Here is a 21,207-nt window from a genome sequence, read left to right as displayed (position 1 = left end):
TGCGTATGGATCTGTACTGATTTTAAAAAACTTAACTAATAAATTAAATTGTGTTATTAGGAAGTTGTATGCCATAAATCACTGAAGTTAACAAATAATCTATGAATTATAAAAACTAGATTAATATGAGATATAAAATTAGCTTCTGTATACTTTTTATACTTGTAAGTTGCAAAGTACAACGTATAGCAACTACATCTAAACCCATGTTGTTCAAAATTGAGAGTGATACTAAATTTAGCGATAATCATGAAGTAAGTGTAGATTATAAGGGAATATATAATCAAAATTATCAATTTGAAGTAATAATACGAAACAAGACAAAAGATTCAATTTTTGTTAACCCTGCTTCATTTAAATACAGTTTGATTTCAGAAAAAAATGGAACAGACTCCTTATTTATTCATGTTATTAATCCAGAAGAGAAAATAGAACAGCTGGTGATACATGAAGATGTCCTAAAGAATGAAAAAAATCCTTATTCGTTAGCTGATAAAAGTATCAAGGAGATAGCAACAGAAGGTTTTATTTCAGGAATAATAGGACTTGTTTTTGGTCAAAATGGAGAAGAATTAGAATCAATAAGACAAAAAAATGAAGATGATTGGGAACAAGAACATAGTCTTCAATTAAACAAAGCGAATGAAGAACTTTATTTTTGGAATAATAATGCATTATTACCATGTACTATTCCTCCGAAAAATGAAGTTTTCGGAAAAATATTATTTCCTGTTTCATTGAACACAAACGAAATTAATATAAAGATTTCAATACAAAATGATGTTTATAATTTCACGTTTAAACAAAAAAATTGATACTAAATTAATAATTACGGCATACAACCCACAATAAACCCAATGCGGTTTACGAGTGGTTTATCAACATAAAAAGGTCAACCTATATCAGAATAACACACAACACTCTAAAATAATTATGTGTATGAAAAAATCTAAAATTTACCTTCTTTACGCGTTTCTAATATTACTACTACATTCCTGTGCTTCTTTAAGTGTAGCAAATATGACAAGTTTTAAGATGAATAAGATTGAATTAGGCATGTCGAAAGAACAAGTTACTGATATATTAGGAAGTGATTATACTATTGCAGAAAAGCGATTTGAAGGTAGCAATGAAATAGAAGTTTTATCTTATAGAGACCATTATGAAAATGACGAATTTTATTTGTTTGTTTTTAAAAATAAAAAATTAGAAAAATGGTATTGAGAGTTGTATTCCAAAGAAAGGATAGAAATCAAGTAGTTTTGCACTCAACCATGATTTTGAACAATGGAAATCTAGAACTTAATGTCTCACTATCGTCATAAATAAGTGTTTTCCCATGTGTAAATTACTTTTTTTAGTTAAGAAAAAGTTGGTTGTATATTTAGTTAACCATGAATAAATTTCGCCAAATCAAAAATTCACACTCAATAAACGCTACTACTTTACTTTAAGCAAATCATTAAAAAATCAATATACATTCTTGATACACTCAAAATCAATTTAGTTTAAAACATTAATTTTGTTGGAACTAAAAAAATTGAATGATGAATCAGAACATATCTGAAAAAGATTACAAAACACTATATGATTTTTTTGTTCTCATTGCACCTATAAGTCAAGAGCAGTTTCGTAGTATAAAACTTTGTTTAAAGAAGAAAAACTATCAAAAGGGAGATTCAATTTTAAAATCAGGACAAATAGAAACCCGATCAAATTTTGTGATAAAAGGAGTTGTTCATCAGTTTATCTATGACAATAATGTAGCTGTAAGTACCAATATTACCCCAAAAGGATTGGTCTTTAATAGTATTAAAAGTTATGTAGAAGGCAGTCCTTCTTTGGAAGTTCAAGAAGCTATAACTGATGTTGAGCTATTATATATTGAAAAGAAAGATATGGAAAGACTGGCAATGGAAAGCCATCAGATTAGTTATTTGCTATACAAAATTCACGAAAATATACTTCTTGATCGAGAAAATAGAATGTTTTTACTTCAATCTAGAAGTCCAGCCAAAAGGTACGCACTCTTTCACGAAATTGTTTTTCGTTCTAATTGGTTACTTGAAGATACACCCGATAAATATATTGCCAGCTATCTTAACATGACTCCTCAACAATACAGTAAAGAAAAAAGCAAAGTTGGAAAATCAAAAAAATAACTCAACTTATCTCTAGGCAATTTTACTTCTTTTAATATTCTATTATTTTGCTAAAACAAAAATATTAAAATGAAAAAGCAGTATCTATATTTTATGATTGGTTCTTGTTTCTATTTATCAGCTTTAGGACAAGAAAAAACAACCAATTCTAATACTATTTTAAATCCGTATTCAATTCAAAAGACAAGAAACAAATCATATCAATCATTAAAAAAACGTAGTCAACGTAGTTTAAAATCAGTAAAGATTTACAAAGAGAAATTAGATAGTATTATTGATTATAACTATAATGAAGTAAGTGATGCTTGGGACATAAAGTTTACAAAAGATAGCTATGCATATGATGAAAATTTGAATGAAGTATTATGGGTTTACTCTGCTTGGAGTACTAATGATAGCAATTGGAAAAACCTATTAAAGGAGGAATCAAAATACGACGAGCATAACAACATAACCGTTAATAGCAAGTTTATTTGGTCACATAACAAATGGAATAAAGACAGTAAATGGGTATATACCTATAACCAAAACGATGAATTGATTCAAAAACTCACATATCAATGGAAATATAATTTAAACGACTGGTTATTAATAGAAAAATGGGATTATAGTTATAATGCTCAAGGAAAACCTTTAAAAGACAGTTTATATTGGCGGTATGCCAATTCGCAAGAATGGAAATTACAAGAAAAGATTGATTACAAGTATATAAATGACAAGGAACTGCATTATATTTTTTATTCTAATTGGGATAGTAATACGAATCAGTGGATAGCGAGTAAAAAGAAATGGTATTTATATGATTTGCAATGGCGATTAATCAATTTATCAAGTTACGAATGGGACGACACAAAGGATAGTAACTGGAAATTAACAAATAGAAAGTACTATGGTTATGATGACAATGATTATTTAAATGAATATGCTGATATAAATATTAAGCCTCGTAACGATGGTTATGTTCAACATCAGATTATGTTTGAAACAAATGAATACGATTTTTCTTTAATGTTTAATGATATTTTATTGCCCAATCACTTAAACAATCAGGAGTTAAAGTTTCATCATAAGCTTTTAAATACAAGTCTAGGCCAACACAATTACGACACAAAACAAGAAGAACAATACAGAGAGAGAAAATTGTATTATTCACCAATAGATGTACTAGGAACCAAAAATCATAATATTTTATTAAAGGATGTAAGCATCTACCCAATTCCTGCCAAGGATTATATTACTATTAAATTTCTCCAAAATGATGAACAAGGAGTTTTGAAATTGTATACTTTAAATGGAGTAAAAATATATGATAATATAGTTTTCAATAATACAATGTTGAACATCAGTCATATTCAATCAGGGATTTATTTATACAAGTTAATCATTGGTAAAAAAACAAAAACCGGTAAACTTATTATTGATTAGACAATATCAAAAATTCACAATTACTAACCATAGCGAAATTTAAAAATTATCTTCCTTTACTCCATTATTTAAATCATTATGATCAATAAATAATAATCACTTAACTTCATAAAATTAGTATTGATAAATCATTAAATTTAAGATGAGAATAGAAAAACATAACATAAAAGAAATAGATATTGCCGAAGTAATTTCAGATAGCATTATAATTCAGAACAAAGAAGATGGTTTTGATTTATTAGGAAGTTTATATTACCAAGGTTTCGATAAAATTATTATCCATCAAAAAAATATCTTTCCAGAATTTTTTGATCTTAAAAATAGAATGGCAGGAGAAATTCTTCAAAAATTTTCAAATTATCGAGTTAGACTTGCCATAGTAGGAGATTTTTCAAAATACACGAAAAAAAGCCTCAAAGATTTTATTTATGAAAGTAATAAAGGTAAACAAGTAAACTTTGTTTCTTCAACCTTAGAAGCCATAAAAAAGTTATCGGAATCATGAATACTGAAAAAGTCTTATTAATTTGTTTTGATGTTTTCAATTGCGACATGAGCAATGGCATCTCCTTGATTGACAATAGGAGAATGATTTAAACAAATGATATAACCTGATATCGGCGATTTTATTTTTTTTTCAAAAAAACCATAAGGATCGGTAATCAAACCAATTACTTCTCCTTTCTCTATAGGCTCACCATTAATCACCAAAGATCTATACATTCCCGAAGCATTGGCTCTAATCCATTTAGATTCGTTAAAAACCACCTGTTCTTTTTCTTCCTTAAAAGGCGTATGAGATTCAGGAAAATTCTTCACTCCCAAAGCCTCTAACACATTTAAAACACCTGTGACTCCAACTTCTGTAACTTTAGGATTGATATTTAAAGATTTCCCCCCTTCGAACAACAATACTTTTTTTCCAGAAGCCACTGCCGAAGCTCGGTACGACTTTTCTCTTTCTGAAGAATATTTCACAAACTTAGCTCCAAATATTTTAGCCAAATTAAAAGTGTAATCATCATCATCAGAAATTCTTATTTGAGGATAATTAAACCGATAATCTCCACCTGTATGAAAGTCGATACAATAATCTACATGCTCTACAATTTCATTCATAAAAAAATGAGCAAACTTGCTGGCTAAAGAGCCATTTTTTGCTCCTGGGAAACTTCTGTTTAAATCCTTACCATCAGGAAACTCTCTGGTTTTAATTAAAAAACCAAACACATTTACTACGGGAACACAAATAATAATTCCTGCATCTGGAATGTTATATTTATGAGCCACTATTTGTCTAACAATTTCCACCCCATTCACCTCATCACCGTGAATACCTGCACTCAATAAAACACAAGGACCATCTACTTTGGCTCTACTTATAATAATTGGGACTTCTACTTTTGTTCGTGTATGTAAGCGAGCAATATCTGTTTTTATCTGATAGGTTTTACCAGGTAAAATTTTCTCTCCAAGTATGGTGATTTTTTTAGGCATTTTGTTTATGATGATAAAGTAACTATTACTGTCTTCAAAATATTATTCTCGCTAAAATTTAAACATTTATAAATCAACAACATACAACTTATTAATCATTTATTTTCTCAATAAAAATATCATACTTGAATGTTGTAGATTGATTTTCAGGGATTGATATTGAGAATATTTCACCAATATTATTTTCGAATACTCGAATAGGATACCCTTTTGTTTTGATAGATTGAACTTGACTTGTCTTTGTATTAAATAACAAAACCTCTCTTTTTAGCAACGATGATTTCACATCACTTCCAAACCAATCGGGGTTGTTAGTTGATGCGTAAATATAATTTGCATTTTTATCTAAACCAAGAGCAAAGAAATTTTCAGGCATTCGTACTTTTACTTGAAAAGAAAGTGTTGAATACATAATTCTATCTCCATAATTAATTAGGGAGTTATTTGATTCACTACAAAAAGAAGAATTCTTAAATTTTGCTGTATAGTTTGAATTCATTGGAAGTGATACAACCTGTTTATTTAGTAACAGACCACTATCATCAACTGTAAAGAAAATACTTTCTTCATCATCTTTATGTCCAACTATAATATCATTTCCATTCACTTGAATCATTCTATAATAGCTATATGGATGGTGTTTTTCGTAATGAACTTGTTTATCTAAAAGGACTAAACCTTCGCCATTTCTTTTAAAAACATATATAGAACCAGAGTCTATAACAACTAAAAAGCCATTTCTTGTATAAGTAAGATCTTTAATACTAAATAGATCAAATTTTTCATTTAAATAAAACCTCCTAAAAGAAGAGTTCACTGTAAAAGATACTGGGTCTAAGAAATAGATATTAGATCCTCCGTTTATAATCATCTCTTTTTCTTCAGAAAAAGAAATAGGTTTTGTAAATGGAAACTTACCTTCTTCAGAGAGGGTACTACTTGTAGTTGTCTCTACCAAACCTTCATTATAATTAAATTTTAATATAGCATCTCTATCATAACCACTAGTCCAATCTGGAATTTGGCTATCTGCATATAAATATACAAAAGGTTCCTCATCATCTACTTCTGTCTGGTGTAAAGTTAAGGGTCCCAACAAATCCTTTCTTCTATAGGTTACTTGTTCATAATTAGAAGCTACTTTAGTACCAAATATATTGTATACATGAATTGCAAAAAAAGGATTTTCTAGATAAGGAGGATCTGTATTTAAAAAACGTGTTTCTTCAAGAACATTAATTGATAAAATACTATCTTCTTCATGAAGAAGACTGTTATTTCCTTTAGAGTTAGCATATACTATTTGATAATGTGAAAAATAAGGAATATCCGCTTGATCCCATTCTAAAAGAATATCATCACCTTCTATTTTCGGAGTACTTAGGTTAATGCTATTTGTGATAATTAATTCTTTAGGGTTTACACTTAGTAAATCACTCTCATAAACCAAACCATCTTTATAATTAACCTTCAAAAAATAACATAAATTTCCTTGAGTAGCTGGTGGGTTTTCATCCACAAAAGTAGTTGTGAAAGCATCAGAAATGCTAGCTAAAAGTATTGCTCCTTCTTTTGAACACATACCTTCTTGCGATCGGTAAATCTGATAGCTACTAAAAGAATTAACATCTCTTTCTTGTCTCCAATTAAATTTTAATAAAGCTGTTTCTTTAGAGTCTTGTTCAAAAGAAATTAACTGTTGCTGATTAGAATCAGGCTCATAAGGCCTTAAGTATGCCTTAAAAGTTTCTTTTTTACCATCATCATCAATATCATATTGAAAATTCAAGACTAACTCAGAAGGCTTAAATTCAATTATTGGAAACTCTATTTTTTCTCCATTAATATTAGACACTTTTATAATTCCATTTTCAACTTTCCAATTACCTGAACCAATATATGGAACACAGTAGGTTTTATTATATAAAAATTCTTGATATATCTCATCACCTGAAAAATTAATGTAATCATATCCACATTGAGGGTAACTAGGACTTATTTCAATAATATTTCCCTCAAATTCACCAGCATAAAGACGCCATGAACCTTTAATATCTTCAGTTGTTACACTTGTATCAACTTTAATAGAAGTATAAAAATCTTCTTCTCTGTCACAAGCTAAAAAAACAAACATTAAAATAATAAAATATCTATATCCTTTTATCATCATTATAAAAACTTACTATTATTATTTTTTCTTCTTTTTCTTAACAGGTTTATCTGTGGCTAACAAATCTGCTGTTTTATTTTCTAGTAAATAATTGGCTAAAATTTTATCTACCAATTCTTCTTTAGTCAAGTGATGAAATACATTTTTTACCGCTGCTTTTACATCCTCGGAAACCGCTCTATTAGGTTTGGTCTTAAATATTTTTTTTGCCCAAAGAATGGTGTTGTTTTCTTCTATACTTACTGCATTAGGCTTGGCATATCTATGTAAATCAATTTCATATTCTTCTCCTAAAAACTCCATCTTCTCAACCTCATCAGCTTGCAATACTGCTAAAGACATTCCTTTGGCTCCTGCTCTAGCCGTTCTACCACTTCTGTGGATATAAGTTTCCATCGCATCTGGTAAATGGTAATGAACTACGAAAGATACATTTTTAATATCAATTCCTCTCGCTGCAACATCTGTTGCTACCAAAGTATTAATATATCCTTCACGGAATTGCTCCATAATTCTATCACGAATTCCTTGCGTTAAACTCCCATGAATAGCACCTGATGATATTTTATTGATGGCTAAATTCTTGGCCAACTTATTCACCGCTGCTTTGGTTTTACAAAAAACAATCCCTTGCTCTCCTTCTTTACTAGACAAAAAGTGTAATAACACATTTAATTTTTCAATAGGTTCTACCACCACATAATGATGAGCTACATCTTTATGAGCTGTATAATTGGTTTCTGCACCAACTTGTGTAACGTGTTTAGATAAATAATTCTGAACCAATTGTTTTACAGATCCAGGTAAAGTTGCCGAGAATAAAAAAGTTCTTTTTTGTTTAGGCATTACCTCCACAATTTTATCCAAACCTTCTTTTAAAGACAAAACCATTTCATCGGCTTCATCTAACACAAAATATTTTACTTGTTTTAAGTCAATTTTTCCTCTCTGAATCAGATCAATCAAACGACCTGGAGTGGCAACTACTATATGGGTGGTTTGTTGTAAAAGTTCTATTTGAGGTTTTACAGAAGTTCCTCCACAAAGTTCTGCAATAGACAGTCCAGAGATGTCTGCACCAAAATCTGTTAAATTACTATGAATTTGTTTTCCCAATTCTCTGGTCGGGGCTAAAATAACGACTTGAATAGATTCGATCGAAACATCCACCATTTGTAACAAAGGCAATCCAAAAGCAGCTGTTTTACCTGTACCAGTATTGGCCAATCCTACAACATCATCCTTTTGATTTAAAATCACAGGAATAGATTGTATTTGAATTTCTGTAGGTTCAGTAATTCCTAAACCTGTCAAGGTATTGATAATTGTAGATGAAATTCCTAAATCTGAAAACTGCTTTGTCATAAAAAATAATTTAGACAAAGGTATGAAACTATCTGCCTTAATAATCGCTTAACAATAAATATGATTTTATATAAAGTACGAGAAATAATAAAATTATTATTATATCATTTCTTATTTTCGTACATTTACATCGCAAACGATTTAATCTTAAAAGATAACTATGAAAACAAATACCGTTCAAAATATAATGAGAATATTTTTAGGTGCTTTAATGACTTTAGCAGGAATTGGACACCTAACATTTCAAAGACAAGAATTTCAAGCACAAGTACCTAGATGGCTTCCTACAAATCCTGAGTTTATGGACTTTGTAGTGATATCTTCGGGGATTGTGGAAATAGCGCTTGGATTATGTTTAATTTTTTGGATTAAAAACAAAGTGAGAATTGGAATTGGATTGGCTATTTTTTATGTACTTATTTTCCCTGGAAATATTTCACAATACACAAACGGTATTGATGGTTTTGGATTAGATACAGATAAAAAAAGATTGATCAGATTATTCTTTCAACCTGTGTTAATTCTATGGGTACTATGGTCTACCGGAGCCTTAAAATATTTAATAAACCTTAAGAAAAAATAAAATGAATTTTTACAATTTAAAAGCAACATTATTAAATGGTAAAACGGTTGCTATGGAGCAATACAAAGGAAAAACCATTATAATAGTAAATACTGCTAGTAAATGTGGACTAACACCTCAATACGAGGGACTTGAAAATTTATATCAAAAATATAAGGATCAGGGATTGGTTATTTTAGGGTTTCCATGTAACCAATTTGGAAAACAAGAATCTGGAACCTCTGATGAAATTCAAGAATTTTGTCAAATTAATTATGGAGTTAGTTTTCCTATGTTTGAGAAAATAGAAGTGAATGGAAATAATACACATCCTATTTTTAAATATTTAAAATCAAAATTAGGAGGATGTTTTGGAAGTAAAATAAAATGGAACTTTACAAAATTTATAATAGATAAAAACGGAAAAACTGTCAAACGTTTTGTTCCTATTACCAAACCTGAGAAAATGGAGAAATTGATTAAAAAAATTCTTTAAGGATGGAAGAAAATTTTGAAAATCTGTATCTTGAAAATCAGTTATGCTTTCCTCTCTATGCAGCTTCACGACTTACCACAAAAATGTATGCCCCTTATTTAGAGGATCTAGACATTACCTATCCTCAATATCTTGTGTTATTGGTTTTATGGCAGTATAAAGAACAAAGTGTTAGCAGTATAGGTCAAAAACTTTTACTAGAATCTAACACTTTAACCCCTTTATTAAAAAGATTAGAACAAAAAAAACTCATCATAAGAAAACGTTCTATTAAGGATGAAAGAACCGTATTGATATCACTTACAAAAGAAGGAAAAGCACTCAAGAAAAAAGCAGTTTGTATCCCTGAAAAGATTATCAAATCATTTAAAACGGATAAAATTTCTTTATCGGAAGCTATCGAGTTTCAGAAAACACTAGTCAAGTTAATGGAAGGTTTAAAAGAAAAACTTTAATTGAGAAAAATAATTACAACAAAAAACAGCCTTGACTAAGGCAGTTTTTTGTTGTATAGGTATCTATGATGATTAAATTTTCCCTTGATAAGTGTACAAATCATAATAACGACCTTGAGAAGCAATCAATTCATCATGCGTACCACGTTCTGCTATTTGTCCAGCTTCTATCACTAAAATCTGATCAGCTTTACGAATGGTACTCAAACGGTGTGCAATCACAATCGTAGTTCTGTTTTTAGTTAATTGAGCCAAACTTTTCTGAATCAACACTTCACTTTCTGTATCTAAGTTAGAAGTGGCTTCATCTAAAATAATAATTTTAGGATCTGCTAAAATAGCTCTAGCAATGGCAATACGTTGTCTTTGTCCACCAGACAACTTCACACCTCTTTCTCCTATCAATGTATCTAATCCCTCCTCAAATCTATCCGTAAATTCATTTACATAAGCAGCATTTACTGCATTTTGTAATTGTTCCTCAGTAGCATTTGGTCTTGGAAACATAATATTTTCTTTAATGGTTCCTTCAAACAAAAACTCATCTTGTAAAACCACTCCTAAGTGCTTTCTAAAGCTACTTAACTTTACTTTTGATAAATCATGACCATCAATGGTAATGGTTCCAGATTTTGGATTTAAAAAGGTAGCAGACAGACCTGCAATGGTAGATTTTCCAGATCCTGAACTTCCTACCAAGGCAATAACAGAACCCGAAGCTGCTTTAAAACTGATATTATTTAAGACCTCTTTGTTTTCTTCATAAGCAAAAAAAACATCTTTAAATTCTATATCTCCTTTAAAATGATTGATGACTTCAATTCTATTTTCATCTTCATCTTCTGCTTGCATATTCATCAACTCTTCAGTTCTATCCAAACCTGCCAATGCTTCAGTTAACTGACTCCCAATATTACTCATCTGTACAATAGGTGCAATCATAAATCCTAACAACAAGGTAAATGATAAAAAGTCCCCAATAGTTAATTCTCCTTGAATGATTTTATATCCTCCAATTCCCATAATTCCTGTGGAAGCAATTCCTAATAAGAAGGTAGAAGTACTCGTCATTAAAGCCGTAGCTGTTAAACTTTTTTTTACATTTTGAAACATCAAATCAACACCTTTTTCAAACACTTTATTTTCTTGCTCTTCGGCATTAAAAGCTTTGATGACACGGACTCCCGCCAAAGTTTCGGTTAAACGACCGTTCACCTCTGCATTGATTTTTCCTCTTACTTTAAAAATAGGTCTTATGTAAGCAAATGCTTTTAAAGCAATAAATCCAAAAATTCCCACAGGAACCAAGACAAAAAGAGTCATAGACCAACTAATCTTAATTAATAAAATCAAAGAAATCACAGCGGTAATGGTTCCTCCTACCAATTGTACCAATCCTGTTCCAATTAAATTACGAACACCTTCTACATCATTCATAATTCTAGACACCAATGCTCCAGATTTGGTGTTATCAAAAAAACTAATCGGTAAAGACAATACTTTTCTTTGCACTTGTGCTCTTAGCTCAGAAATTAAAAACTGGGCTTGTACACTTAATATTTTCGTCAACAAAAAAGAGGTAACAGCCTGTACCAAAATAGCTCCTGCTACTATGAATAATAAATTGCGTAGTTCTTCAAAGTTTTTGTTTGGAATTACCTCATCTAACAAAACCTTTGTTTTCCATGGCAAAACCAAACTTGCCAAACGGCTTAAGACTATTAAAATCAAACCTATAAATACCAGTTTACGTCTTGGCCAAATAATGCTTTTAAAAGCTGCAGCCATCGTTACTTTAGATTTTTTATTTTTTTTATCAGATGCTTTGTCTTGATATGATTTCATACTTTGTTATTTTGATGGATAAAGATACATATGTGACTTATTTAATTTACCATAATACCTGTGGAAAAACACCGCTTTATATTTTCATTATAAATTCTATCTTTAGAGAAAAAAATTATGAAAAAGGTAGTTTGCCTATGGTTATTCTCTTTAGTCTCTATTTTTGCGAAAAATAACGAAAAAAAAGAGCCTCTTTATGAGGTTATTAAATATAAAGATGGAATCATTGCTCAAGAGACTTGGTATAATCATAAACATGAAATAGACAGTATTAAATCCTATTATCGAAACGGTAAACCATGTGAGTTTTTTTATTTTGATAAAAACCAATACCACGGTACTTGTTATAAAATAAATGGAAAAGGCGAAAAAATCACCACTTGGGAATTTGATCATGGTGTACTCTTAGAAAGAATTGACCATATTAAAAAGTACAATCAAAAGAACAAGCAAAACACTTTAAAAGCCTATGAAATTGTTGAAAAATCGAATCAGAAACTTATAGAGGATCCAAATAATAACCGAGCCTTGACGAATAGAACATACGCTAGGTATCTTTTAGGAGATAGGCTTTTAGCAATGAGAGATTATTCAAGAATTATTGATAGAATAGAACTCTTACAAGAAAAAGGGAGAAAAATAGACAGTAAATCTCTAGGAAGAATTTATGATATTATGGCAAGTATATATGCCTCTTATGAACAAGAAAACAAAGCTTCGCACTATTATTACCTTGCCGTAAAAACAGATACTATTGACACCCGATTGGTTAATAACCTTGGTACCTACTTAGTAGCAAACAAATCATACAGACTAGGAATATACTATTTAAATAAAGTATTAGATGCACACCCTAGACATGCTTTTGCTCATAAAGCCTTGGGAGATGCATACATTGCTCTTAAAGACTACGAAAAAGCTTTAGAACACTTAAATATAGCTTTTGAAAGCGAACAGTTTATCTATAAATATAGTACAGGGAAAACAGAAAAAAATCTACAAACTTTGCGTGGTTATGTATATCATAAGTTAGGAGAAACAGAAAAAGGACTTGTTGATTTAAATGAAGCTTTAAAATTATATGAAGACAATACACTTGCATTAAGATATATTGGTGAAGTATACCTAGACCTAAAAGAAAACGAAAAAGCTTGTGATTACCTAACCAAATCTAAAAAACTGGGCTATGAAAAAAACTATGATAAAGATGATTTAGAGGCCTTAGTTAATCAATCTTGTCACCCTGAGGAAACAACTACCTTTAAAACTTATTTAAAACCATATGCGAGTCCTAATCCCGTAAAAACAACTACAGAAATCATGAATTATCCTTATACTAATTTTAAGTATAAAGTCATGAATTACCAAAACAACATCGTTTTAGAGGGAATTTCTAACAACAAAACCATCGACTTGTTTAAATTGTCCACGGGATTATATGTTGTATTGTTACAAGAGAACAGAGAGCAAACAACTTTTAAGGTAATTAAAGACTAATACTTGGATTATTTTTCGCGTTTTTTTCGTAATTTAAAGGGGATCAAAATCACTTAAGTTATGAACACGATAAACAACATTGTAGTTTTTGACGGTAGCCTTGAACTACACAATCCTGATTTAAAAAAGTACGACAGATCTAAAGCAATTTTAGATAGAATTTTACAATTCTTAAAAACTAGAGACAAAAAAATCATCCGTTTGATAAACGAGGAAAATGCAACGCTTTATATTTATAGATATAGCGGAGAGTGGAAAATACAAAACGCTAGTAAAAAACTCATTAACAGGATTTTTGGTTAAAAGTAATTCTTGATTGTTTCATTGTTTTTTTGTATCTTATTAAGAAATCTAAAATACAAAACCGTTATGAAATTTATTAAAAATGTAATTATCAAATCTAGTGATAGAAGCGTTATGGTACACAGAATGTTAAAAAACAAACGTTCTAAATTGACACAAAAACTATTAATGATTAATGGTCTATTAAGAAAAAAGGACAAAAGTCTTATTCACGATATGAATGAAGAAAATGTATGTATAGAAATTAATTATCCTGATTGTGATTGGAGGGTTAAAAATGCAGACAAACAAATGTTGAATAGGATTTTCGGTTAATGATTATATAAGTTTATACAAAAAAATCCGCTTAGTTAACTAAGCGGATTTTTTTATGTTATAATTGAAATATTAAAGTCCTTCCAAAACATCTCTAAAATCAACTATTTTAAAGTTTTGATTTTTCTTAACACTTCCATCCATATTGGTTCCATCTTGAGCAATAAAAAATCCCTTAGGAAAATCTTTAAAGCTCCCTGATGTTACATCAATACCATCTGTATCATTAGTTCCGTCAATCCCCCCATCTTCAAGTGTAAAACTTTTAATGTACTTGTTGGTTACTCTATCAAACATTGCATAAGAATTATTTCCTTGAGATGATAAAATCACAAACCCTGTATTGTTTTCTTGTTTATAAAGAGTTACACCTTCAAAATCATCTTTCATGTTTACGTCAGAAGTTTTAGCTACTAAAGTTCTAGTTTCTTCTAGGTTGTTTGCGTTGTATTTCCACAAAGCCACATCTTCTTCTGCAATATAAACAAACCCTAATTCATCATCAGCAACCATTCCTTCTGTTTGAGAACCTACAAAAATAGTACTTATCAATACTCCAACCACTCCGTTTTCTTGAGCGATTAACTGCCATTTTTCTACGCCTCCATCTTTTCCAGAAATAAACACATATGTGTTTCCTGAGTTTTGATACATACACAATCCATAAACTTCTTTTAAGTTAGATTTTATGGAGTCTTTAGCAATGTTTTCTAAAGTTCCATCTGCATGTATTTGATGGACGGTAATGGTATTATTAGTTCTGTTAGAAGCAGTAACTACTGAAATGGTATCCCCTTTAAAATAAAAATGATCTCTGATGTCTACATTATTTACTTTTCCTACCGGATCATTATTTAACAATTCTCCTTGTAAATTATAAGTACACAAACCTTGTTTTTTATTTGTTCCAATAATTAAAGAAGCATTTACATCTTTTTGATTGATCCAAACACAGGCATCATCTGCTGCATCATCATTACTTTGCACAGGAACGGTTTCTCTTACAGCATTCACTGAAAAAACCAAACTTGTATCTTTTTTTGTTGATTGACATGATACTACTTGTAACGCGATCAATCCTAGTATTAAAATTCTTTTCATATATATAAATACATAAATGCCTATACTAATATCATATAGGCATTTATGATGTTTTTTAATTTATTAAAAATTGTACTTTGCTCCAACATTCCAGTTAAAGTTGTAGTATTCTGCCTGTGCAGTTAAGTCTTTTTTACCTTGGTAATATCTTAATTCTTGATTGGTTAAATTCTTAAACTCAGTAAACAATCTTAATCCTTTTACTATTTCATAAGTAGCATTTACATCTAAAAACATTTGAGAGTCATAATAAATATCTTCAAAAGCTTCGCTTCCATATTCATCAATATAAGCACCTGCGTAATTTAAGGATGTTCTTAGCGTTAACTTTTTAATTTCATAAGCCAACGAGGCGTTAAACATATTTTTAACAGCTCCTGCCAAAGCCAATTTAGATCTACCTTCTACACCATCTGCTTCAGAATCTGTATAGGTATAGTTTGCGTATACGTTTAAGTTTTTTAAGAATTTAGGTAAAAAATCTAATCTTCTTTGTACGGATAACTCTAATCCATAAACCTTTGCTTTGTTTCCATTTCTTGGCTGAGAGTACTCGAATGTTTCTCCAGGATAAGCAGCATCAACAAAACCATCTTCAGTATAAGTGTAAACAAACTTATCTATATTTTTATAAAATACTCCTCCTGAAATAATTCCTACTGATGAAAAATAGTGTTCAAACATAAAATCTAAGTTGTTAGAGTAACTAGCTTCTAAACTAGAGTTTCCTTCTTCAAAAACTAAATCATCTGATGAGTCAATGTTTTGATAGGGAACCAAATCATAATAATTTGGACGAGCAATAGATGTTGAATAAGCCAATCTAAAAATAGTATTAGGTTGTAAGCTGTATTTAAACTGTAAGTTTGGTAAAAAATTAGTATAGTTTTTAGAAGCTTCTATTTTAGTAGCATCATCAAAATCTTCTGCAGTTTCTATATCAATTCTATAACCCGTATAATCTAAATCTGTTCTTTCAACTCTAAGTCCTACCAATGCAGATAATTTTGGAGTTAATTTCTGAGTAATCATTCCATAAGCTGCATTTACTGTTTCTTTAGCATTGTAATTTACTGGTACAAATTCTTCTAAAACAGGCTTAGCACTGTATAAATCACTATTTTTTAAGTCTAATCCACCTAAATATTCTTTATCAACAAAGTTACCCGATTTGTATTTGTCTCCTGGCAAAAATCCTTTTACTGTTTGATCACTATAAGCAACATCACTCATATTATCTATTGCTGAAATTGGATCGTATTCGCTATAAGTATTGTCTCTACTCTTTTCTTTATTTTTATAACGATATCCTACTTTTAAAGTATTTTCAAAATCTCCTTGTAACATAGGTATTTCAATATCAAACTTAGCTCCGTAATTCTCTTCTTGCGTGTATTGATTTTCTTCAGAGATTTCTTTAAATTCTAAAGCAGCAGGATTGTTAAAATCTGTCCCTGTTGGATTGATTCCTGGAAATTTTGTATCAGATAAATCTTGAGTTACTTCAACATCTTTTAATCTGTAGTTAATGTATCTTTCATCGGGTCTAGTTTCAGAAGCTTTAGAATAATTTGTCTTCCAATTTAACTTTACAGAGTTGAATAAAATATGCTCTCCAAATAAAGAATACTTTTTAATTTGTTGTTCTTCTAATCTTGCATTTTTATTAGTCCCTGCTTTGGTTTGTCTTCTTACTTCAGACTCATAAACTCCAGGAGCTGTTTCTTCAATATCTTTAAATTGTAATCTATATCTGTTCTCCCAGTCTTTTCTGTTGTTTAACACTGTGTTAAAATAAAGTGTGTTGTTGTTATTTATTTTATAATCTAAATTTAATGCAACACTTTGTCTTACACGAGTAACATCGTATTTTCTGATGTCTTGAGAAACAACTACAGCTGTATTATTTAGATATTTATCCCATTCAAATTCAATATTATCAGAACCAAATTCATTAGACTGAATAGAAGTACTCAATACAGCCCCTAGTTTGTTATTAAATACTCTACCAGCAAGTACTGCCGCACCATTGTACATTGGTGTATTTCTTACAGGGTTTTGCCCATAAGCCCCTGTTAAAGTAATTCTTGTTTTTTCTCCTGCCTTTCTAGTCACCAAGTTTACAGAACCTCCAATCGCATCTGCTTCCATATCAGAAGTCAATACTTTGTTTACCTCTACAGCTTGTACCATGTCTGAGGGAATTAAATCCATTTGTACATTTCTATTGTCTCCTTCTGCAGATGGAATTCTTTCTCCGTTTAAAGTCACCGAGTTCAACTGAGGAGCCATACCTCTTATAATAATATTTCTAGCTTCTCCTTGATCATTTTGTACCGCAATCCCAGGAATTCTTTTTACTGCATCTCCAATATTAGCATCTGGAAACTTCCCCACTTGATCTGCTGCTACAATATTGGTTATATTAAAGTTAGATTTTTGTTTATTTAAAGCCTTTGCTTGTCCTTTAGAATTACTTCCTTTAAGAACAACCTCATCTAAATCGTTCACTGCTGAATCTAATACAAAGTTAACCACAACAGTTTTTCCATTCACCTTTACCGTTTGAGTTAAATCTTTACATCCTAAACAGCTAGATTTTAATACATAATCTCCATTGGCAATTCCTACAAAAGTATAATTTCCATTAAAATCAGTTACCGTCATCATATTCAAAGATTCTATTTTAATAAAAGCCCCCGGAATAGGTAAATTGTTTGGATCAGTAATATGTCCTACAATATTTCCTTTGCTTTGCGCAAAACCAATTACAGTTATCAATAATGTTAAAATTAAAAGTCTTAGTTTTTTCATTGTTCTTGTTTGTTATTTTGAACCGTAAAACTATATAACAAGAACACGACTCCTGTTTAACAAATCATGACTAAAACTCCAAAAAACCATTATCTAAATGTTAATTAAACAATTTATCAACCTTGTATTTACAATGCTTTAACATAGTTTATTTGTAAATTTGATTACGTAATTTTACATCATGGATTTTAAAGTCGTTTCTAAATACAAACCCACCGGAGATCAACCCAATGCTATTAAAGAATTGGTAGCAGGTGTTAATAATGGAGATCAGTATCAAACCTTATTAGGAGTAACAGGTTCTGGTAAAACTTTTACGGTTGCCAATGTCATTCAAGAAGTTCAAAAACCTACTTTGGTATTGGCACATAACAAAACCTTAGCGGCTCAGTTGTATTCTGAGTTTAAAAACTTTTTTCCAAACAATTCGGTTGAGTATTTTGTTTCTTATTACGATTATTATCAACCCGAAGCTTATATTCCTTCTTCCGGAGTATATATAGAAAAAGATTTATCTATCAATGATGAAATTGAACGTTTACGAATCAGTACTTCTTCTGCCCTACTTTCCGGTAGAAAAGATGTTTTGGTAGTGGCTTCTGTTTCTTGTTTGTATGGTATTGGAAACCCCGTAGAATTCAAAAAAAATGTCATCAAAATTCAAGTAGATCAAACCTTGAGTAGAACTAAGTTTTTACACATGTTAGTGCAAAGTCTTTACGCACGTACAGAGGCTGACATGAAAAGTGGAAATTTTAAAGTAAAAGGTGATACTGTTACTATTTTTCCTTCTTATGGAGAATATGCATACAGAGTTCATTTTTTTGGTGATGAAATTGAAGAAATAGAATCTTACGATTTAGAAAATAAACAAGTCATAGAACGTTTTGATAACTTAGATATTTATCCAGCTAACTTATTTGTGACTTCTCCTGATATTTTACAAGATGCCATTCATCAAATTCAAAATGATTTGATGAAACAATACGATTACTTTAACGAAATTGGAAAAACACTTGAAGCCAAACGTTTAAAAGAACGTACAGAATTTGATTTAGAAATGATTCGTGAACTGGGATATTGTAGCGGAATTGAAAACTATTCTAGGTATTTAGATGGTAGAGAACCCGGGACGAGACCTTTCTGTTTGATTGATTATTTTCCTGAGGATTTTTTAATGGTCATTGATGAAAGTCACGTAACCGTTCCACAAACCCATGCCATGTATGGTGGAGACCGCTCTAGAAAAGAAAACTTAGTTGAGTTTGGTTTTAGATTACCTGCAGCCATGGACAACCGTCCGTTAAAATTTGAAGAATTTGAAGCCATTCAAAATCAAGTCATCTATGTAACTGCAACTCCTGCTGATTATGAATTAGAAAAATCAGATGGTGTGGTGGTAGAACAAGTCATTCGTCCTACAGGATTGTTAGACCCTATTATCGAAGTTCGTCCTAGTCAGAATCAAATAGATGATTTGATTGAAGAAATTCACAAACGCATTGAAGTTGACGAACGTGTATTGGTGACTACTTTAACCAAACGTATGGCAGAAGAATTGGCAAAATATTTAACCAGAATTCAAGTACGTTGTCGTTATATACATTCCGATGTTGATACTTTGGAGCGTGTAGAAATTATGCAAGACTTACGTAAAGGTTTGTTTGATGTTTTGATTGGAGTGAACCTATTACGTGAAGGACTAGATTTACCTGAAGTTTCTCTAGTTGCGATTATTGATGCGGATAAAGAAGGATTTTTACGATCACATAGATCTATTACTCAAACCGTGGGTAGAGCGGCAAGAAACGTAAATGGAATGGCTATTATGTATGCTGATAAAATTACCAAAAGTATGCAATTAACCATTGATGAAACCGCTCGTAGACGTGAAAAACAAATTGCTTATAACGAAGCCAATGGAATTACGCCTACTCAAATCAAAAAAGATTTAGGAAACAATTTAACAGACAACCAAGGAACCAATTACGAAGAGATTCAACAAAACCTAGCTGCTGAAGAAGACACTGCATACCTATCTAAAGAAGCCATCGAAGAAAGAATTAGAGACAAACAACGAGCGATGGAAAAAGCCGCCAAAACTTTAGATTTTATGACTGCTGCCAAGTTCCGTGATGAAATCAAAGCTTTGAAAAGTAAATTGTAAATTAAATTAAATTTGTTTCTTCAAAATTCGGATTTGTTTTTACATTTGTGACTCTTAAAAAACAAATCTTATGTGGTACGAAGTAAAAGTAAAATACAGTAAAATAGACGATAATGAAAGAATTAAAACTTTCAATCAACCTTATTTGTTTGATGCTTTAACTTTTACCGAAGCGGAAGCTCGTGCAACAGAAGAAATGGGTAAATACTTGTCTGAAGGTTTTAAAATCACCAACATTAAAGTAGCTAATTTCTCTGAAATTTTCCCAAGCGAACACGGAGATCGTTGGTTTAAATGTAAAGTATCTTTAGTTACTTTGGATGAGGACAAAGGATTAGAAAAAAGAACCAACACCTATGTATTGGTACAAGCATTAGATGTAAAAGATGCTTATGAATATTTAACAGAGCAGTTTGCTGATACCGTTTCTGATTATTCAATTCCAAGTATTACAGAATCTCCAATTATTGATATTTTCCCTTTCTTTGATGGTGACGAAGAACCAGCTGTTGTAGCTGCTGCTCCACAAACTTATACTGAAGATTCTTTTTCTGAAGACGAAAATATTGATGATGATGTTTTAGAAGAAGAGTTTACTGAAGAAGAGGAAGAAGAAGAACCTATAGAAGACTAATGCAACAAGCTGCATATATATTTGGTGGTCTTTTTGGATTTATGGCTATTGTACTAGGAGCTTTTGGTAGTCATTTACTCAAGAAAAAATGGTCTAAAGAAATTCTAGATAGTTTTGAAATTGGTGTAAAATATCAAATGTACCATGCTTTATTCTTACTTTTGGTAGGAATCATTTTACCTTTTGATTCAAATACCGAAAAATTGGCGGTTATATTTGCAATCATCGGTGTCTTTTTATTCTCAGGAAGTATATATGGTATTTGCATTTTAAAAAGCAAAGATAAATCAGCAAAAGCTTTAGGACCTATTACTCCACTAGGAGGACTAAGCCTATTACTCTCCTGGCTAGTATTTTTATTAGCTTTGATATAAAAACAAAAAGCCTTTCAGGATACTG

General features: G+C 30.6%; 20 protein-coding genes. 14 read left to right on the top strand and 6 right to left on the bottom strand.

Annotated elements, in window-relative coordinates; translation table 11 throughout:
- The first annotated feature begins 125 nt into the window (after positions 1 to 125).
- From BUB70_RS07650 to BUB70_RS07630, 5 genes are all read left to right on the top strand, one after another.
- Positions 126 to 815 carry a hypothetical protein gene (locus BUB70_RS07650; protein WP_143155264.1) on the top strand — a complete coding sequence of 230 codons (690 nt, stop codon included), beginning with the start codon at positions 126 to 128 and terminating at the stop codon, positions 813 to 815.
- A gap of 241 nt (positions 816 to 1,056) precedes the next feature.
- Positions 1,057 to 1,224 carry a hypothetical protein gene (locus BUB70_RS14100; protein ID WP_159431422.1) on the top strand — a complete coding sequence of 56 codons (168 nt, stop codon included), beginning with the start codon at positions 1,057 to 1,059 and terminating at the stop codon, positions 1,222 to 1,224.
- Positions 1,225 to 1,547: 323 nt separating this feature from the next.
- Entirely contained in the window at positions 1,548 to 2,162 is a 615-nt protein-coding gene (locus BUB70_RS07640; protein WP_143155263.1) for a Crp/Fnr family transcriptional regulator, read from the top strand.
- 69 nt (positions 2,163 to 2,231) lie between these two features.
- Positions 2,232 to 3,587: a T9SS type A sorting domain-containing protein gene (locus BUB70_RS07635; RefSeq protein ID WP_073120228.1), complete on the top strand. Its 1,356-nt coding sequence runs from the start codon at positions 2,232 to 2,234 to the stop codon at positions 3,585 to 3,587.
- Positions 3,588 to 3,729: 142 nt separating this feature from the next.
- A complete protein-coding gene (locus BUB70_RS07630) occupies positions 3,730 to 4,092 on the top strand; it encodes a DUF4180 domain-containing protein (protein ID WP_073120226.1) in 363 nt (120 codons plus the stop codon).
- 17 nt (positions 4,093 to 4,109) lie between these two features.
- Here the strand turns inward: BUB70_RS07630 and BUB70_RS07625 are convergent, their stop codons facing one another.
- The 3 genes from BUB70_RS07625 to BUB70_RS07615 form a co-directional block, all read right to left on the bottom strand.
- Positions 4,110 to 5,084, bottom strand: coding sequence for a succinylglutamate desuccinylase/aspartoacylase family protein (locus tag BUB70_RS07625; RefSeq protein ID WP_143155262.1), 975 nt, complete (start codon positions 5,082 to 5,084; stop codon positions 4,110 to 4,112).
- 91 nt (positions 5,085 to 5,175) lie between these two features.
- Positions 5,176 to 7,254 carry a lipocalin-like domain-containing protein gene (locus tag BUB70_RS07620; protein WP_084730221.1) on the bottom strand — a complete coding sequence of 693 codons (2,079 nt, stop codon included), beginning with the start codon at positions 7,252 to 7,254 and terminating at the stop codon, positions 5,176 to 5,178.
- Between the two features lie 18 nt (positions 7,255 to 7,272).
- Positions 7,273 to 8,619: a DEAD/DEAH box helicase gene (locus BUB70_RS07615; RefSeq protein WP_073120222.1), complete on the bottom strand. Its 1,347-nt coding sequence runs from the start codon at positions 8,617 to 8,619 to the stop codon at positions 7,273 to 7,275.
- A 160-nt stretch (positions 8,620 to 8,779) separates the two neighbouring features.
- Between BUB70_RS07615 and BUB70_RS07610 the strand changes: the two genes are divergently transcribed.
- The 3 genes from BUB70_RS07610 to BUB70_RS07600 are packed head-to-tail and all read left to right on the top strand — an operon-like array spanning position 8,780 to position 10,132.
- Positions 8,780 to 9,202 carry a DoxX family protein gene (locus BUB70_RS07610; RefSeq protein WP_073120221.1) on the top strand — a complete coding sequence of 141 codons (423 nt, stop codon included), beginning with the start codon at positions 8,780 to 8,782 and terminating at the stop codon, positions 9,200 to 9,202.
- 1 nt (position 9,203) lies between these two features.
- A complete protein-coding gene (locus tag BUB70_RS07605) occupies positions 9,204 to 9,677 on the top strand; it encodes a glutathione peroxidase (RefSeq protein ID WP_073120220.1) in 474 nt (157 codons plus the stop codon).
- Between the two features lie 2 nt (positions 9,678 to 9,679).
- The gene (locus BUB70_RS07600; RefSeq protein ID WP_073120218.1) at positions 9,680 to 10,132 is read left to right on the top strand and encodes a MarR family winged helix-turn-helix transcriptional regulator; all 453 of its coding nucleotides are present in this window, start codon (positions 9,680 to 9,682) and stop codon (positions 10,130 to 10,132) included.
- Positions 10,133 to 10,204: 72 nt separating this feature from the next.
- Here BUB70_RS07600 and BUB70_RS07595 read toward each other — a convergent pair whose 3' ends face one another.
- Positions 10,205 to 11,977, bottom strand: coding sequence for an ABC transporter ATP-binding protein (locus BUB70_RS07595; protein WP_073120216.1), 1,773 nt, complete (start codon positions 11,975 to 11,977; stop codon positions 10,205 to 10,207).
- 117 nt (positions 11,978 to 12,094) lie between these two features.
- Between BUB70_RS07595 and BUB70_RS07590 the strand changes: the two genes are divergently transcribed.
- The 3 genes from BUB70_RS07590 to BUB70_RS07580 all read left to right on the top strand — a co-directional run bounded on the left by BUB70_RS07590 (position 12,095) and on the right by BUB70_RS07580 (position 14,092).
- On the top strand, positions 12,095 to 13,474 hold the full coding sequence (locus BUB70_RS07590; RefSeq protein ID WP_073120214.1) for a T9SS type A sorting domain-containing protein: 1,380 nt from the start codon (positions 12,095 to 12,097) through the stop codon (positions 13,472 to 13,474).
- Between the two features lie 60 nt (positions 13,475 to 13,534).
- On the top strand, positions 13,535 to 13,777 hold the full coding sequence (locus BUB70_RS07585) for a hypothetical protein (RefSeq protein WP_073120211.1): 243 nt from the start codon (positions 13,535 to 13,537) through the stop codon (positions 13,775 to 13,777).
- A 66-nt stretch (positions 13,778 to 13,843) separates the two neighbouring features.
- A complete protein-coding gene (locus BUB70_RS07580; protein ID WP_073120207.1) occupies positions 13,844 to 14,092 on the top strand; it encodes a hypothetical protein in 249 nt (82 codons plus the stop codon).
- Between the two features lie 72 nt (positions 14,093 to 14,164).
- Here BUB70_RS07580 and BUB70_RS07575 read toward each other — a convergent pair whose 3' ends face one another.
- Together BUB70_RS07575 and BUB70_RS07570 are read right to left on the bottom strand one after the other, a co-directional pair.
- The gene (locus BUB70_RS07575) at positions 14,165 to 15,193 is read right to left on the bottom strand and encodes a phytase (protein ID WP_073120205.1); all 1,029 of its coding nucleotides are present in this window, start codon (positions 15,191 to 15,193) and stop codon (positions 14,165 to 14,167) included.
- A gap of 63 nt (positions 15,194 to 15,256) precedes the next feature.
- The gene (locus BUB70_RS07570; RefSeq protein ID WP_073120202.1) at positions 15,257 to 18,007 is read right to left on the bottom strand and encodes a TonB-dependent receptor; all 2,751 of its coding nucleotides are present in this window, start codon (positions 18,005 to 18,007) and stop codon (positions 15,257 to 15,259) included.
- Positions 18,008 to 18,188: 181 nt separating this feature from the next.
- Here BUB70_RS07570 and uvrB point away from each other — a divergent pair, with 181 nt between their 5' ends.
- The 3 genes from uvrB (at position 18,189) to BUB70_RS07555 (ending at position 21,182) form a co-directional block, all read left to right on the top strand.
- Complete coding sequence (gene uvrB / locus BUB70_RS07565; protein ID WP_073120199.1) at positions 18,189 to 20,174, top strand: excinuclease ABC subunit UvrB; 1,986 nt, start codon at positions 18,189 to 18,191, stop codon at positions 20,172 to 20,174.
- Positions 20,175 to 20,244: 70 nt separating this feature from the next.
- Positions 20,245 to 20,808 (top strand): DUF4494 domain-containing protein, encoded by a 564-nt coding sequence (locus BUB70_RS07560; RefSeq protein ID WP_073120196.1) that lies wholly within the window; start codon positions 20,245 to 20,247, stop codon positions 20,806 to 20,808.
- Positions 20,808 to 21,182: a DUF423 domain-containing protein gene (locus BUB70_RS07555; protein ID WP_073120193.1), complete on the top strand. Its 375-nt coding sequence runs from the start codon at positions 20,808 to 20,810 to the stop codon at positions 21,180 to 21,182. The genes BUB70_RS07560 and BUB70_RS07555 overlap by 1 nt, the downstream gene beginning before the upstream one ends.
- The last annotated feature ends 25 nt before the right edge of the window (positions 21,183 to 21,207 follow it).

This window comes from Wenyingzhuangia marina (assembly GCF_900130035.1).
Lineage (GTDB): Bacteria > Bacteroidota > Bacteroidia > Flavobacteriales > Flavobacteriaceae > Wenyingzhuangia > Wenyingzhuangia marina.
The sequence above is the reverse complement of the archived record's forward strand: the minus strand, read 5'-3'. Positions and strand labels throughout refer to the sequence as shown.

Coding starts and splice junctions, on each gene's coding strand:
- BUB70_RS07650 (WP_143155264.1), top strand. CDS start 126: ATGAGATATAAAATTAGCTTCTGTATACTTTTTATACTTGTAAGTTGC.
- BUB70_RS14100 (WP_159431422.1), top strand. CDS start 1,057: ATGTCGAAAGAACAAGTTACTGATATATTAGGAAGTGATTATACTATT.
- BUB70_RS07640 (WP_143155263.1), top strand. CDS start 1,548: ATGAATCAGAACATATCTGAAAAAGATTACAAAACACTATATGATTTT.
- BUB70_RS07635 (WP_073120228.1), top strand. CDS start 2,232: ATGAAAAAGCAGTATCTATATTTTATGATTGGTTCTTGTTTCTATTTA.
- BUB70_RS07630 (WP_073120226.1), top strand. CDS start 3,730: ATGAGAATAGAAAAACATAACATAAAAGAAATAGATATTGCCGAAGTA.
- BUB70_RS07625 (WP_143155262.1), bottom strand. CDS start 5,084: ATGCCTAAAAAAATCACCATACTTGGAGAGAAAATTTTACCTGGTAAA.
- BUB70_RS07620 (WP_084730221.1), bottom strand. CDS start 7,254: ATGATGATAAAAGGATATAGATATTTTATTATTTTAATGTTTGTTTTT.
- BUB70_RS07615 (WP_073120222.1), bottom strand. CDS start 8,619: ATGACAAAGCAGTTTTCAGATTTAGGAATTTCATCTACAATTATCAAT.
- BUB70_RS07610 (WP_073120221.1), top strand. CDS start 8,780: ATGAAAACAAATACCGTTCAAAATATAATGAGAATATTTTTAGGTGCT.
- BUB70_RS07605 (WP_073120220.1), top strand. CDS start 9,204: ATGAATTTTTACAATTTAAAAGCAACATTATTAAATGGTAAAACGGTT.
- BUB70_RS07600 (WP_073120218.1), top strand. CDS start 9,680: ATGGAAGAAAATTTTGAAAATCTGTATCTTGAAAATCAGTTATGCTTT.
- BUB70_RS07595 (WP_073120216.1), bottom strand. CDS start 11,977: ATGAAATCATATCAAGACAAAGCATCTGATAAAAAAAATAAAAAATCT.
- BUB70_RS07590 (WP_073120214.1), top strand. CDS start 12,095: ATGAAAAAGGTAGTTTGCCTATGGTTATTCTCTTTAGTCTCTATTTTT.
- BUB70_RS07585 (WP_073120211.1), top strand. CDS start 13,535: ATGAACACGATAAACAACATTGTAGTTTTTGACGGTAGCCTTGAACTA.
- BUB70_RS07580 (WP_073120207.1), top strand. CDS start 13,844: ATGAAATTTATTAAAAATGTAATTATCAAATCTAGTGATAGAAGCGTT.
- BUB70_RS07575 (WP_073120205.1), bottom strand. CDS start 15,193: ATGAAAAGAATTTTAATACTAGGATTGATCGCGTTACAAGTAGTATCA.
- BUB70_RS07570 (WP_073120202.1), bottom strand. CDS start 18,007: ATGAAAAAACTAAGACTTTTAATTTTAACATTATTGATAACTGTAATT.
- uvrB (WP_073120199.1), top strand. CDS start 18,189: ATGGATTTTAAAGTCGTTTCTAAATACAAACCCACCGGAGATCAACCC.
- BUB70_RS07560 (WP_073120196.1), top strand. CDS start 20,245: ATGTGGTACGAAGTAAAAGTAAAATACAGTAAAATAGACGATAATGAA.
- BUB70_RS07555 (WP_073120193.1), top strand. CDS start 20,808: ATGCAACAAGCTGCATATATATTTGGTGGTCTTTTTGGATTTATGGCT.